Annotated in this window: 15 protein-coding genes; 6 read left to right on the forward strand and 9 right to left on the reverse strand. The window is 76.2% G+C overall.

The genetic code is table 11. From position 1 onward, the window contains the following. The first annotated feature begins 29 nt into the window (after positions 1 to 29). Complete coding sequence (locus tag ABT263_RS34165) at positions 30 to 434, forward strand: hypothetical protein (protein ID WP_352296625.1); 405 nt, start codon at positions 30 to 32, stop codon at positions 432 to 434. A gap of 155 nt (positions 435 to 589) precedes the next feature. Further along, the gene (locus ABT263_RS34170) at positions 590 to 2,032 is read left to right on the forward strand and encodes a DUF2252 domain-containing protein (RefSeq protein ID WP_352296627.1); all 1,443 of its coding nucleotides are present in this window, start codon (positions 590 to 592) and stop codon (positions 2,030 to 2,032) included. Positions 2,033 to 2,083: 51 nt separating this feature from the next. Here the strand turns inward: ABT263_RS34170 and ABT263_RS34175 are convergent, their stop codons facing one another. The 5 genes from ABT263_RS34175 to ABT263_RS34195 all read right to left on the reverse strand — a co-directional run bounded on the left by ABT263_RS34175 (position 2,084) and on the right by ABT263_RS34195 (position 6,306). Further along, positions 2,084 to 2,779: an alpha/beta fold hydrolase gene (locus tag ABT263_RS34175; protein ID WP_352296630.1), complete on the reverse strand. Its 696-nt coding sequence runs from the start codon at positions 2,777 to 2,779 to the stop codon at positions 2,084 to 2,086. Between the two features lie 75 nt (positions 2,780 to 2,854). Next, positions 2,855 to 4,456 carry an MFS transporter gene (locus tag ABT263_RS34180; RefSeq protein ID WP_352296632.1) on the reverse strand — a complete coding sequence of 534 codons (1,602 nt, stop codon included), beginning with the start codon at positions 4,454 to 4,456 and terminating at the stop codon, positions 2,855 to 2,857. Continuing rightward, a complete protein-coding gene (locus ABT263_RS34185; protein ID WP_352296635.1) occupies positions 4,453 to 5,016 on the reverse strand; it encodes a helix-turn-helix domain-containing protein in 564 nt (187 codons plus the stop codon). Before ABT263_RS34185 ends, ABT263_RS34180 begins: the two co-directional genes overlap by 4 nt. Positions 5,017 to 5,206: 190 nt before the next feature. Further along, on the reverse strand, positions 5,207 to 5,812 hold the full coding sequence (locus ABT263_RS34190; RefSeq protein WP_352296638.1) for an MFS transporter: 606 nt from the start codon (positions 5,810 to 5,812) through the stop codon (positions 5,207 to 5,209). Between the two features lie 8 nt (positions 5,813 to 5,820). Next, on the reverse strand, positions 5,821 to 6,306 hold the full coding sequence (locus tag ABT263_RS34195) for an MFS transporter (RefSeq protein ID WP_352296640.1): 486 nt from the start codon (positions 6,304 to 6,306) through the stop codon (positions 5,821 to 5,823). Between the two features lie 413 nt (positions 6,307 to 6,719). On the opposite strand from ABT263_RS34195, the gene ABT263_RS34200 reads away from it, so the two are divergent. Further along, positions 6,720 to 7,709, forward strand: coding sequence for a GlxA family transcriptional regulator (locus tag ABT263_RS34200; protein WP_352296643.1), 990 nt, complete (start codon positions 6,720 to 6,722; stop codon positions 7,707 to 7,709). Between the two features lie 148 nt (positions 7,710 to 7,857). Here the strand turns inward: ABT263_RS34200 and ABT263_RS34205 are convergent, their stop codons facing one another. Next, the gene (locus tag ABT263_RS34205) at positions 7,858 to 8,085 is read right to left on the reverse strand and encodes a hypothetical protein (RefSeq protein ID WP_352296645.1); all 228 of its coding nucleotides are present in this window, start codon (positions 8,083 to 8,085) and stop codon (positions 7,858 to 7,860) included. Between ABT263_RS34205 and ABT263_RS34210 the strand changes: the two genes are divergently transcribed. From ABT263_RS34210 to ABT263_RS34220, 3 genes are all read left to right on the forward strand, one after another. Beyond that, complete coding sequence (locus tag ABT263_RS34210; RefSeq protein WP_502885909.1) at positions 8,045 to 8,809, forward strand: SCO4651 family lipoprotein; 765 nt, start codon at positions 8,045 to 8,047, stop codon at positions 8,807 to 8,809. The two genes, ABT263_RS34205 and ABT263_RS34210, sit on opposite strands and share 41 nt — an antisense overlap. A gap of 181 nt (positions 8,810 to 8,990) precedes the next feature. After that, a complete protein-coding gene (locus tag ABT263_RS34215) occupies positions 8,991 to 10,316 on the forward strand; it encodes a DUF5685 family protein (RefSeq protein WP_352296651.1) in 1,326 nt (441 codons plus the stop codon). A 339-nt stretch (positions 10,317 to 10,655) separates the two neighbouring features. After that, on the forward strand, positions 10,656 to 10,838 hold the full coding sequence (locus tag ABT263_RS34220) for a hypothetical protein (protein ID WP_352296653.1): 183 nt from the start codon (positions 10,656 to 10,658) through the stop codon (positions 10,836 to 10,838). On the opposite strand, the gene ABT263_RS34225 is transcribed toward ABT263_RS34220, so the two are convergent. The 3 genes from ABT263_RS34225 to ABT263_RS34235 form a co-directional block, all read right to left on the reverse strand. Beyond that, a complete protein-coding gene (locus ABT263_RS34225) occupies positions 10,811 to 11,119 on the reverse strand; it encodes a hypothetical protein (protein ID WP_352296655.1) in 309 nt (102 codons plus the stop codon). The genes ABT263_RS34220 and ABT263_RS34225 overlap by 28 nt on opposite strands. Then, a complete protein-coding gene (locus ABT263_RS34230) occupies positions 11,112 to 11,270 on the reverse strand; it encodes a hypothetical protein (RefSeq protein ID WP_352296657.1) in 159 nt (52 codons plus the stop codon). Before ABT263_RS34230 ends, ABT263_RS34225 begins: the two co-directional genes overlap by 8 nt. 112 nt (positions 11,271 to 11,382) lie before the next feature. Continuing rightward, positions 11,383 to 11,784 (reverse strand): pyridoxamine 5'-phosphate oxidase family protein, encoded by a 402-nt coding sequence (locus ABT263_RS34235; RefSeq protein ID WP_352296660.1) that lies wholly within the window; start codon positions 11,782 to 11,784, stop codon positions 11,383 to 11,385. Between the last annotated feature and the right edge of the window lie 80 nt (positions 11,785 to 11,864).

Consider the following 11,864-nt stretch of genomic DNA (forward strand, 5'->3'; position numbering starts at 1 on the left):
CGGCGGTGGTGGCACGATCCGGAGCTGACATGACCGATCCGCGCACGATCCTCTGGCAGGCACGCCAAGGCCCCGTACCGACGGACTGGCACGTCTTCACCAAGCGGCGGGGCAAGCTGAAGGGGTTCTTCCGGGGGACGTCGGACGATCCGGACCCGCTGCTGGTCATCACCCCGGACGGCACCGTCGAGTACACGGACGAGCGCCACCCGCCGGCCGTCGTCGACTTCTACGCCCTCACCGACATCACCCTCCAGGTGAGGGGGCAGAGCTTCTCCGACAGCACCATGGTGAACCTCGCCGTCTGGATCGACCTCCAGTACCGCGACGGCACGAAGGCGAAGTGGCGGTCCGCGTCCTTCCCGGGCGACCTGCGGGCCGTCCAGGGCTTCATCGAGGCGTACGGCGCCCACAAAGCGCTTCTCGGGGGCTGACGCCGCGCCCCGCCCCCGCAACCGCGGCACCGCCCCGGGCGTCCCTCCCTCCCGACGGGTTGTCCGGGCGGGCGGGTAACCTGCTGCCCGGCCCGCCGACGGGCCGGGTCCGCGCAGGTCGCGGGCGGGAACGACAGAGGACGGGGCGGGGCACCATGACGCAGCTCACCGAAGCGGTGGAGGAGTCCGGCGTGCGGGCGGAAGCGGCCGGCCGGGGGCGGCGGTTCGCCGTCGACGGGTTCGCGCCGCACCACGACGGCCGCTCCCGCGAGCGTGGCAAGGCCCTGCGCGAGCGCATCCCGCGCGAGCGGCACGCCGAGTTCGCCACCGCCGACGACCGTCCGACCGCCATAGCGGCGATCGAGGCGTCCAACGCCGGGCGGATCACCGAGCTGGTCCCGATCCGGCTGGGCCGGATGGCGGCCACGCCGTTCGCCTTCCTGCGCGGCTCGGCCGGCCTGATGGCCGCCGACCTCGCCCCGACGCCCACCTCCGGGATCACCGCCCAGCTCTGCGGCGACGCGCACGCGGCCAACTTCGGCCTGTACGGCGACGCCCGCGGGCAGCTGGTGATGGACATCAACGACTTCGACGAGACCGTGCCCGGCCCGTGGGAGTGGGACCTCAAGCGGCTCGCCGCCAGCCTGGTACTGGCCGGCCGCGAGGTCGGGGCCGACGAGACCACCGCCCGCCAGGCCGCGTTCGACGCCGCCGGCTCGTACCGCCGCACCATGCGCGCGCTGGCCAAGCTGCCCGTCCTGGACGCCTGGAACGCCGTCGCCGACGACCAGCTGGTCTCGTTCGCGCAGGCGCACGACCTGGCCGACGCCCTGCAGAAGGTCGGCGCGAAGGCGCTGGGCAACACCAGCGCCAGGTTCGCGGCCAAGTCCACCGTCCGCGCGCAGGACGGCGGCCTGCGGTTCACCGCGGCGCCCCCGGTGCTCAGCGAGGTCCCGGACGCGACGGCCGCCGCGGTGGCCGCCGCGCTGGGCCCCTACGTCGGCACGGTGCCCGCGGAGCTGCACCCGCTGCTCGCCCGCTACCGGGTGCAGGACGTGGCGTTCCGCGTGGTGGGCACCGGCAGCGTCGGCACCCGCTCGTACGTCGTGCTGCTGACCGACCACCGGGAGCAGCCGCTGGTGCTCCAGGTGAAGGAGGCCCGGCCGTCGGTCCTGCTGCCGCACCTGGCCCGCGCCGGGTACCCGGTGACCGCGCCGGAGGGCCACGAGGGCCGCCGGGTGGTCCTCGGCCAGAAGCGGATGCAGGTGGTCAGCGACACCCTGCTCGGCTGGACCACCGTGGACGGACTGCCCTACCAGGTACGGCAGTTCCGCAACCGCAAGGGCAGCGTGGACCCGGCGGCGCTGCTGCCCGCCCAGCTCGACGACTACGCCCGGATCACCGGCGCCCTGCTCGCCCGGGCCCATGCGCACACCGCCGACCCGGGCCTGATCACCGGCTACTGCGGCAAGAACGAGGCGCTGGACGAGGCGGTCGCCACCTTCGCGGTGGCGTACGCGGACCGGACCGAGGCGGACCACGCCGACCTGGTCACGGCCGTCCGGGCGGGCCGGCTCCCGGCCGAGCACGGCGTCTGATCCCGGGCGCGGCGCCGCCCCGGTCGCCCGGGGCGGCGCCGCGCTCGCCCCTCAGCGCCGGGCGAGGTCCAGGAACGGCGCGACGGCCGCGACGAACTCCGCCGGCCGGGTGTGGTGCACCAGGTGCCCGGCCTCGACGGTGACCACCCGGCAGTCGGGGATCCGCCCGGCCATCTCGGCGATCCGGTCCTGCGGGACGTGGCTCGCCCGGCCCCCGGCCACCACCAGGGTGGGTGCGGTGATCGCGGCCATCCGCTCGAGCCAGACCGGCTCGGGGGTGTCCAGCTGCGCCTTGACCGGCTTCACCACCGCCCAGTCGAAGTCCACCGGCCCGGGGGGCGCGTCGGCCACCGGGGCCGCCGGACGCGGGTAGGGCGCCGGGACGTCCTCCAGCACCAGCCGGCCGACCCGCTCGGGGTGCTCCTGCGCCAGCAGGTACGCCACCACACCGCCCATCGAGTGCCCGACGACATCGACCCGGTCCAGCCCGAGGGCGTCCAGGAAGGCGAGGACGTCGTCCCGCATCGGCTCGACGCCGTACCGGCCGGGCCGGCCGCTGTCCCCGTGGCCGCGCAGGTCGAGCGCGAGGACGCGGTGGCGCGGCGCGAGGTCCGGCAGCACGCCGGCCCAGTCGGTGGCCCGCTCGCCGAGCGCGTGCAGCAGGAGCAGCGGCGGGGCACCCGGCGGGCCGGACTCGCGGTAGGCGAGGGTGACCTCCGGCAGTTCCACGGTCCGATGATCGGTCATGCCGATCACCGTATGCCGTGGCCCCCGGCTGCCGACAGGCCGTTCGCCCACCGCTCAACCCGGCCGGTCACGGTCCTATCCCCGGGCCGGTACCTCGCCGGCCCGCACCTTCCCGGCCTGCGCCTCGCCGACCGGCACCTCGCCTACCTCGTCGGCCCGCACCTCGCCGGTCCGCTCCTCGCCGGTCCGGCCGGGAGCGGGCGCTCCGGGAGCGGCCTGCCCGGGCAGCGGTACCGCCCCCGGTCGCGCGTCCTCCCGGGCCGCCGCCCGGCTCGCGAGCACCGAGGCCAGCACCGCCAGGGCGGCCACCGCCGCGCAGACGGCACTGGCGGAGGTGTACGCGGCCCGGTGACCGCCACCGCCGCCCGTCGCGCGCAGGTAGACGCCGGAGAGCGCCGAGACGCAGACCGCCGCCGCTATCCGCTGCGCCATCTGCAGGATCGCCCCGCTCACCCCGGCCGCCTCGGCGGGCGCATGGCGCAGCACGTACGCCTGGTTGGTCGCACCCATCACGCCCGCGGCCGCGCCACCGAGCAGTTGCAGCCCCGCCAGCAGCCAGGGCAGCCCACCCGTCGGCGCCCACCGCACGACCAGGCCGCCGGTGAGCATCACCAGCGCCGCGAGCGTCAGGCCCGCGGTGACGGTCCTCCGGCCGAAGCGCCGCACCACCCGCCAGGCGAGCGCCGAGGCGACGCCCATCGAGACCGCCGAGGGCAGCGCGACCAGCGCCGCGCCCATCGGGGAGAGGCCGAGCCCGTCCTGCAGGAACATCGCCAGCACCAGCCCGGCCGCCACGGACGAGCCGAACTGGGCCATCGCCACCGCCGTGCCGAGCGCGTACGGCGCGGACCGGGTGAGCGCCGGGTGGATCAACGGGTGCCCGCCGGCCCGGGCGCAGCGGCGCTGCCACCACACCAGCGCGCCCAGCAGCAGGGCCGCGGCGGCGCCGAAGGCCAGCCAGCCGGTCCAGGCGGGCGGCTGCACGAACGGCAGCATCAGCACCAGGGTCAGCGCGGCGACCAGCAGCAGCCCGACCAGGTCGAGGTCGGCGTCGCGGGCACTGGGGCGCGGGCGCGGCAGGCAGCGGGCCGCCAGCACGACGGTCGCCAGCCCGAACGGCACGTTGAGCAGGAAGGTCAGCCGCCAGCCGAACTCCGGTCCGACCGCGGCGAGGACGGCGCCGCCGATCGGCGGCCCGAGCGCGAAGGCCAGGCCGCCGGTGACGGCGTACATCCCGAGCGCCCGGGCCCGCAGCTGGCCGTCGAACACGTCCTGGATGGTGCCGATCATCTGGGAGTTGACCAGCCCGGCCCCGGCGCCCTGGAGCAGCCGGGCGGCCACCAGCACCCAGGGCTCGGTCGCGGTCGCGGAGAGCACGCTGACGGCGGTGAACACGGCCAGGCCGGTGACGAAGAACCACTTGCGGCCGCGGACGTCGCCGAGCCGCCCGCCCGGGACCAGGGCCAGGCCGAAGGCGAGCGAGTAGCCGGCGACGATCCACTGCAGATGGGCGGGGCCGGCGTGCAGGCTCTCCCGTAGGGCGGGTATCGAGGTGTTGAGGACGGACTGGTCGAGCAGGGTGGTGAACCCGCCCGCGACGCAGACCAGCAGGACGCGGCGCCCGGCCGCGTCGAAGCGCTCCCGGGGCGGCGCCGCCGGGCCGGTGGCGGGGGTCACGGCTCGACCACCACCAGGACGTAGCGGGCGGCCTCGGGCCCCGGGCTGCGGAACCGGGTGCTGTCGGCGGTGAACCGCAGGCAGTCGCCGGCCGCGAGCTGCTGCGGCTCGCCGTCGACGGTCAGCTCCAACCGGCCCTCCAGCAGCCAGAGGTGGTGCTCCAGGCCGGGGACGGACGGCCGGTCGTAGGCGATGTCGGCGCCCGCCGGCAGCAGCCCCTCGATGATCTCGGCCCGCAGCGAGCCGTCCGGCGGGGACACCGAACGCCGCACGAACCCCGTCGCCTCGTCATGCCAGACCCGCTGCTCCCCGGCCCGGACCAGCCCGGCCGGGGCCGACTCGACCTCGGCGAGCAGCCGCGACATCGTGCGCCCGTACACGGCGCAGAGCCGGCCGAGCAGGGCGGCCGTCGGGCTGACCTCCGCCCGCTCGACCCGGGACAGCGTGGACCGGCTCACCTCTGCCCGGCGCGCCAACTCCTCCAGCGTCCAACCGCGTTCGACGCGGAGTTCGGCCAGTCGGATGGCCAGCCGCTCGTCGGCGGCCGTATCGATTCCCATATTCGCGATGCTATCCCGGATATGGGATCACCTACAGGGCGCGGGCCCGGTCGAGCGGCCCGGCGGGGGGCGCCGGCGCGTGCCGTGCACGGCCGCGCCCCGGTGGTGCCACCGGTGTGCGGCCGGTGCGCGGCGCGATCACCCCGGCGGCACCGGCCGCTCCGCGCCCCGGCGCCCACCCGGCGCTACGTCAGCAGTCCGTGGCCTCCGAGGCCGCAGGTCCGGGTCGGCCCGGCGCCTCCGGCGTGCCGCCCGCGGGAGCCGCACGGCCCAGCGTGCGGATCGCCGGGATCGCGAACAACGCCACGCAGCCCGCCAGGCAGGCACCCGCCGACACCAGCAGCAGCCGCCCCGGGGAGGCCAGCGCGGTGGCCGGTCCAGCCAGGATCTGACCGAGCGCGATCCCGGACACCGAGCCCGCCAGCTCGTACGCGCTGACCCGGTTGAGCACCGCGGGCGGGGTGTGGGTCTGCACACTGGTCGCCCACATCACCGACCAGAACGCCCAGGCGCCGCCGCCGAGCACGTGGCCCGCCAGCAGCACCGGCAGGCCGGTGTCCAGGGCGACGCAGGGCGGCAGCACGGTGTACAGCGCCATCGCCGCCGCACCGGCGGCCAACGGCCGGGCCGGGCGCACCCGCAGGGCCAGCAGCCCGCCGAGCACCGTTCCGACGCCGAGGAAGGAGACCGCCAGACCGTAGGCGTTCGGGCCGAGCCGGGCACCGACCAGCGCCGAGCTGAGCGGCACCAGCGGACCGAAGAGCAGCACGCCGTACCCCACCCAGATCAGGATCACCGCCCACATCAGGTGCGCGCACGGAACTCCTGCCAGCCCTGGCGCAGGTCGCGGCGGAGCGAACCGCCGGTGCGGGCACCGGGGCCGGCGGCGGCCGGGGCGGCCTCGGGCGCGCCGGCCGGGGCGAGCCGGATGAGCGCCAGGCACAGGGCGCTGAGCAGGAAGGTGGCGCCGTCGATCGCGTAGACCGTCCCGGCGCCGGTCAGCGCGATCAGCAGGCCCGCCAGGGCCGGGCCGAGCAGTTGGGCGAGCGCGTCGGCCACCTTGAGCGTGGCGTTCGCCCGCTGGGGCTCGCGGGCGACCAGCGGGACCATCCCGTTCACCCCCGGCTGGAACATCGCGGTGGCCGCACCGGCCAGCGCCGCCATGGTCACCAGCAGCCAGAACGGCGGCGGTCCCACGAAGAACGCGGCGGCCAGCACCCCCTGGGTGAGCACCCGGGCGAGGTCCGCGCCGACCATCATCCGGCGCGCACCGACCCGGTCGGCGAGCACCCCGCCGAACAGGACCAGGGCGACGACCGTCCCGGACCCCGGAGATCCCGTAGAGCGCGCCGACCGCGAGTGCGGTGGCGACCGGCATCATCGCGTCGCCGACCAGCGAGACCGCGCGGGCGATGAAGTAGAGCGTGAAGCGCCGGTCCCACAACGGGGGCCGGGCGGGCGGCGGACCGGTCCGGGCGGCCCGAGTGGTCCAGACGTTCCGGGTGGTCCAGATGTTCCGGGTGGTCCGACTGTTCTGCGCGTCCTTGGTGCTCTGCGCGTCCTTGGTGCTCTGCGCGTCCTTGGTGTTCGGGCTGTTCTGTGCGTTCTGGGTGTGCGTCTGCGAGGTGGTCACAGCACGATGGTGGTCTGGACCATTCGACTACCCCAGTGTCCCGAACGACATGATGGGGTACTTTCGCGCCATGACGCTTCGTCCGCCGCCCGAACCCCCGGCGCCGCACCGGGTCGTGGCCCTGCTCCAGCCCCCGCAGTCGACCTTCCTGCTGGCCTGCGCGACCGAGGTGCTGGGCGACCACGGCCCGGCGATCCCCGCCCGCTACACGTTCGAGGTCTGCACCGAGCACCCCGGTCCGGTGCGGACCCAGGTCGGCTACGACCTGCTGGTCACGGCGGGCCTGGACGCGCTGGAGCGCGCGGACACCGTCCTGGTCCCCGGCTGGCAGCAGCCGGCCGGCACCGAGGTGCCGCCGGCGGTGGTCGAGGCGGTCCGCCGGGCGCACCGGCGCGGCGCGCGGATCGTCGGCATCTGCTCGGGCGCCTTCGTGCTCGCCGCCGCCGGACTGCTGGACGGCCGGCGGGCCGCCACCCACTGGGCCCGGGCCGCCGAACTGGCCGACCGGTTCCCCCGGGCCCGGGTCGACCCCGCGGTGCTCTACGTGGACCACGGCGATGTCGCCACCAGCGCCGGATCGGCGGCCGGCGTCGACCTCTGCCTGCACCTGGTGCGCACCGACCACGGCGCCGCGCACGCGATGCGGATCGCCCGGCAGATGGTGATGCCGCCGCACCGCGAGGGCTGCCAGCTGCAGTACGCCGAACTGCCGACCTCCGGACCGGTCACCGACTCGCTGGCTCCCCTGCTGGAGTGGCTGGGCGGGCGGCTGGACCAGCAGGTCAGCGTCGCCGAGATGGCGCTCCGCTCCCAGGTCTCGGGCCGCACGCTGACCCGGCGCTTCACCGAGCAACTGGGCATCAGTCCCGGACGCTGGCTGCTGGACCGGCGGATCGCCGCCACCCGGGCCCTGCTGGAGGAGACCGACCTGCCGGTGGAGACCATCGCGCACCGGGTCGGCCCCTCCTCGGCGGTCAACCTGCGCCGGCGCTTCCACGAAGCCCTGCGCACCACGCCCGCCGCCTACCGGCGGGCCTTCCGCTCGGACCCGACCCGATAGGCCCGGGCCGCCCCGGGACCGCCCGGGGCCGGGTCGCACCACCCCGCCGGAACGCCCCTGACCTGGCCCGATAGGGTCGGTGTGCCGGGCGGGTGCGGAGCACGCACCACCACGGGGACGTCGCACCGCGCGGCGGGCCCGGCCGTCGTCACCGTGTCACCACCAGGTCGGGGGAAGAAGTGCGCCGTTCCACAGGTCTCGTCAGTACCGTGCTCGCGCTGCTGTGCGCGGCGGGCTGCTCGTCCGCCGCCGGCGGGAGCGCCGCCGGGCCGTCGGCGAGCGCCTCGGCGAGCGTTTCGGTGTCGGCGGGCGCACCGGTGGCGGGCACCGCGGCCGTGAGCACCCCGCCGCCGTCCGGCGCTCCGGCGACGCCCACGGGTGCCACGAGCGCCCCGGCCGCGCCGTCCGCGGAGCATGCCGCCGCCGTGCGCGAGGCCGCGGCCGCCACCGGCCGCACCAGCGCCAGGGTCGGCCAGACCGTGCAGCTCACCAACGGCGACACCACGTACAACCTGGCCGTGGCCGGGGACTTCGACATGGCGGCGGACCGGGGGCAGCTCGGCGTCGACCTCCCCGGGGGCGCGATCAGCCACCTCGACGAGGTCTTCGCCGACGGCCAGGTGTACGTGCGCGGCTCGGCGGGCGTGCCCGCGGGGTCCTGGGCGGCGATCGACCGCGAGCGGCCCGTCGCGCACGCCCTGCTCCGGTCGCCGGTCAACGACCCGGAGCACGTCCTGCAGCAGCTCTCCACGCTGACCCGGGTCGTCCGGAACGGGGAGGAGGAGCTGGACGGCGTCCGCACCGTGCGGTACACCGGCGTGCTGGCCGACGACGCCGTCGTCCTGCGCCTGGCACCGGAGGTCCAGGCCAAGCTGGCGACCTACCGGAGCCTCGGCGGCGGCGACCTCCGGATCCCGGCCGAGGTCTGGGTCGACCCCCAGGGCCGGGTGGCGAAGGTCCGGCTGGTCCTGGACATGGACCCGATCCACGCCGTCACCACGGTCACCTTCACCGAGTTGGGCAAGCCGGTGAAGGTGTCGCCGCCCCCGGCGAAGAGCACCAGCGCGGTCACCGAGCTCTCCGGCGTCCTCACCGGCTGACCGGCCCGCGCCGGGCGCGGAGCCGGCCCCGCACGCCTGCGGCCCTGCGCCGCGACCTCCGGCGGACGGCCTCCCCTCCGGTGTTACCCACCTGGTTCACGACCCTTCCAAAGCCGTGAACTGCCGGTCATATGATGTCCGCGATCGGGGGCCGACCAGGGCCCGCGCACCAAGGGGGATCATGTTCGGGATCATCAGGCCGTGTCGGCACCGGCTCTCCGAGCGGCTGCAGGCCTCGTGGATGGCTCATCTGTGCGGACTCTGCCTGGCACTCAGGGACGACCACGGCCAACTGGCCCGGACGGCCACCAACTACGACGGTCTGATCATCTCGGTGCTGGTCGAGGCACAGAGCGCGAAGGACGACGCCTCCTGGCGCCGCACCGCCGGGCCCTGCCCGCTGCGCGGGATGCGCACCGCCTCGGTCGCCAAGGGCGAGGGCGCCCGGCTGGCGGCCGCCGTCTCACTGGCGCTCGCCTCGGTGAAGATCCGCGACCATGTCGAGGACCGGGACGGCGTGTTCGCCCGGCGCCCGGTCGCCGCCGGGGCCCGCGCCGTCACCAGGCGCTGGGACCGCAAGAGCGCGGGCGGCGCCTCGGCGGTCGGCTTCGACACCGCCGTCCTGCTCGACGCGGCCTCCCGCCAGGGCGCGTTGGAGCGTGCGCTGCCCCCGGGCGGGTCCGTCCTGCTGGTCACCGAGCCGACCGAGAGCGCCACTTCGGCGGCGTTCGCCCACACCGCCGTCCTGGCCGGCCGGCCCGGCAACGCCGAATCGCTGGCGGAGGCGGGGCGTCTGTTCGGCCGGCTCGCCCACCTGCTGGACGCCGCCGAGGACCAGGCCGAGGACGCCGCGAGCGGAGCCTGGAACCCGCTCACGGCGACCGGCACCGACCGGGCCGAGGCCGAACGCCTCTGCCGGGACGCCGTCCACGGCATCCGGCTCGCGCTGCGCGAGGTGGAGCTGACCGACCGGGCCCTGGTGCACACCCTGCTCGCGCACGAGACGGAGCGGGCCGTGGAGCGCGTCTTCGGCCCGACCGCGCACACCGCCACCTGCCGGACCCGGACGGCGCCCGCCGACGGTTCCGCCGGGCACGGGGGCGCCGGGCACGGTTCCGACCCCCACGGTTCCGACCCGTACCGGTCGGCGCCCCGGCAGGACCCGGGGCAGGCGCCGCCCGCCCGTCCCGGCGCGCCGATCCCGCCCTGGGTGCCGCAGGGCCCCGGGTTCACCCCGCCCGGCGGCCGCCCCCCGCACCGGCGCAACCTGCTGGCCGGCTGCGCGGTCTGGGCGCTGATGGCCTGCACCTGCCAGCTGATGTGCTGCTCGCACGACGATCCGTTCTCGCGCGAGCGCAAGGAGGGGTGGTGCGCACGGCAGGACGTCGACTGCGGGGACTGCGGGGACTGCTGCAGCAACTGCGGTGACTGCTGCAACTGCTGTGGAGACGGCGGGTGCTGCGACGGCTGCGGATGCGACGGGTGCGACTGCGGCTGCGACTGCTGAGCACCGCGGCCCTGCCCTGGCCGGGCGCGATCGCCGCCCGCCCAGGGCCACTGACGGTACCTCAGGTGGAGTCGGCGCCGTCCGCGAGGCCGGGCCGCCCGGCGCGGCGGCTCCGACCTGCGACGGACCACGGCTTCGCGACGTCGCCCCGTTGCCCGCCGAGGGCCTCGCCGGGCCGGTGCTCCTGCTCAGCGCGCGGCGCAGCAACGACGCGCCGGAGGCGGCGGCCGGCTGGGAGCGGACCTGGTAGCAGCTGACGGGCTGGCGGCGCCGGCTGGACCTGCCCGAGGGCGGTCACCTGTCCTTCTGTGACGTGCCCCGGGTGCTGGAGCCTTCGGGGTGCGCGACCGGATACCGCCGGAGACGGCACGCCCGCAGTACGGCAGTCTCCGCGGCGAACGCGCGCTCGTTGCGTCCCGGGCCTGCCTGGGCGCCTTCTTCGACCGGCACCTGCTCGGCCGCCCGAGCGCACTGCTGAACGGCCCCTCGGCGGACTACCCGGAGGTCCGCTCCGTGAAGTAGTCCACGCCCGCACCGGCCGCCACGGCCACGCCGACACCGGCGCCGACCGCGACACCCGCACCGGCGCCGACACCCGAGCAGCCGGCTCCCCCGCCCCGGGCCGGCCCGGCCCGGTCCGGCAGCGGGACGGGTCCCGCCACCGGCAGCCCGCCCGCCGCCGAACCGGGCAGCGGGTCCGGCAGCGAACCCGACCAGGGAGCGGACACCGGCCCGCGCTGCCAGAGCGGCAGCACCGCGACCGGCCCGCGCTCACCGGCCGTCGTCACCCCGGACTCACGCATCGAACCCCGCCTCGGCGGCCGCCCGACGGTCCGCCGTCAGCGAGTCGCCCAGGCGCGCCAGCAGCACCCGGAAGCGCTCCGTGTCCTGCTCCGTCATCCGCCCCTCGGGCAGCGCCCGCCCGCCCTGCTCCTCGACCGTTCCCTCGTTCATGCCGCCAACGCTAGGCGCCGGCGATCAACGGCCGATAAACACCCACATCACGGAGGCACCACGGGTACCACGAAGCTCCGGGCACACCCACGGACCGCTGCCGTCGCGGCCGTTACGCCCGACCGAGCACCCGGTCGACGGTGATCTCGATGACCACGCGGTCCGGGTTCACCCGGGGCTCGCGGTACCGCTCGGTGTACCGCCGGACGGCATCGGCCACCGCGTCCGGCTCGTCCCGCACCACGGCCACGCCCTCCAGCGTCGACCAACGCGCGCCGTCCACCTGGCAGACCGCCACCCGCATGCCCTCGGCCCCGGCGGCCTGCACATTGCGCACCTTGCGACTGGTCCGGCTGCTGATCACCCGCGCCGTCCCGGTCTCCGGCTGGTACGTCACCCCCACCGGCACCACGTGCGGCGAGCCGTCGGGGCGCCGGGTGGTCAGCGTGGAGATATGCCGCTCCCGCCAGAAGGCGAGGAAGGCTTCGTCGAGTGCGTGCGGATCATGGGCCATGCCCGCGATCGTACGGCGCCCGGCCCGGTGCGCGGGGCACCGGGCCGGCCGCCGGCCCCGGTCCCCGGCCCCCGGACCCG

The organism is Kitasatospora sp. NPDC001603 (assembly GCF_040298365.1).
In the GTDB taxonomy this organism is placed as follows: domain Bacteria; phylum Actinomycetota; class Actinomycetes; order Streptomycetales; family Streptomycetaceae; genus Kitasatospora.

Excerpts from the sequence above, each read along its gene's own strand:
- ABT263_RS34165 (WP_352296625.1), top strand. The coding sequence starts at position 30 with ATGACCGATCCGCGCACGATCCTCTGGCAGGCACGCCAAGGCCCCGTA.
- ABT263_RS34170 (WP_352296627.1), top strand. The coding sequence starts at position 590 with ATGACGCAGCTCACCGAAGCGGTGGAGGAGTCCGGCGTGCGGGCGGAA.
- ABT263_RS34175 (WP_352296630.1), bottom strand. The coding sequence starts at position 2,779 with ATGACCGATCATCGGACCGTGGAACTGCCGGAGGTCACCCTCGCCTAC.
- ABT263_RS34185 (WP_352296635.1), bottom strand. The coding sequence starts at position 5,016 with ATGGGAATCGATACGGCCGCCGACGAGCGGCTGGCCATCCGACTGGCC.
- ABT263_RS34200 (WP_352296643.1), top strand. The coding sequence starts at position 6,720 with ATGACGCTTCGTCCGCCGCCCGAACCCCCGGCGCCGCACCGGGTCGTG.
- ABT263_RS34215 (WP_352296651.1), top strand. The coding sequence starts at position 8,991 with ATGTTCGGGATCATCAGGCCGTGTCGGCACCGGCTCTCCGAGCGGCTG.
- ABT263_RS34225 (WP_352296655.1), bottom strand. The coding sequence starts at position 11,119 with ATGCGTGAGTCCGGGGTGACGACGGCCGGTGAGCGCGGGCCGGTCGCG.
- ABT263_RS34230 (WP_352296657.1), bottom strand. The coding sequence starts at position 11,270 with ATGAACGAGGGAACGGTCGAGGAGCAGGGCGGGCGGGCGCTGCCCGAG.
- ABT263_RS34235 (WP_352296660.1), bottom strand. The coding sequence starts at position 11,784 with ATGGCCCATGATCCGCACGCACTCGACGAAGCCTTCCTCGCCTTCTGG.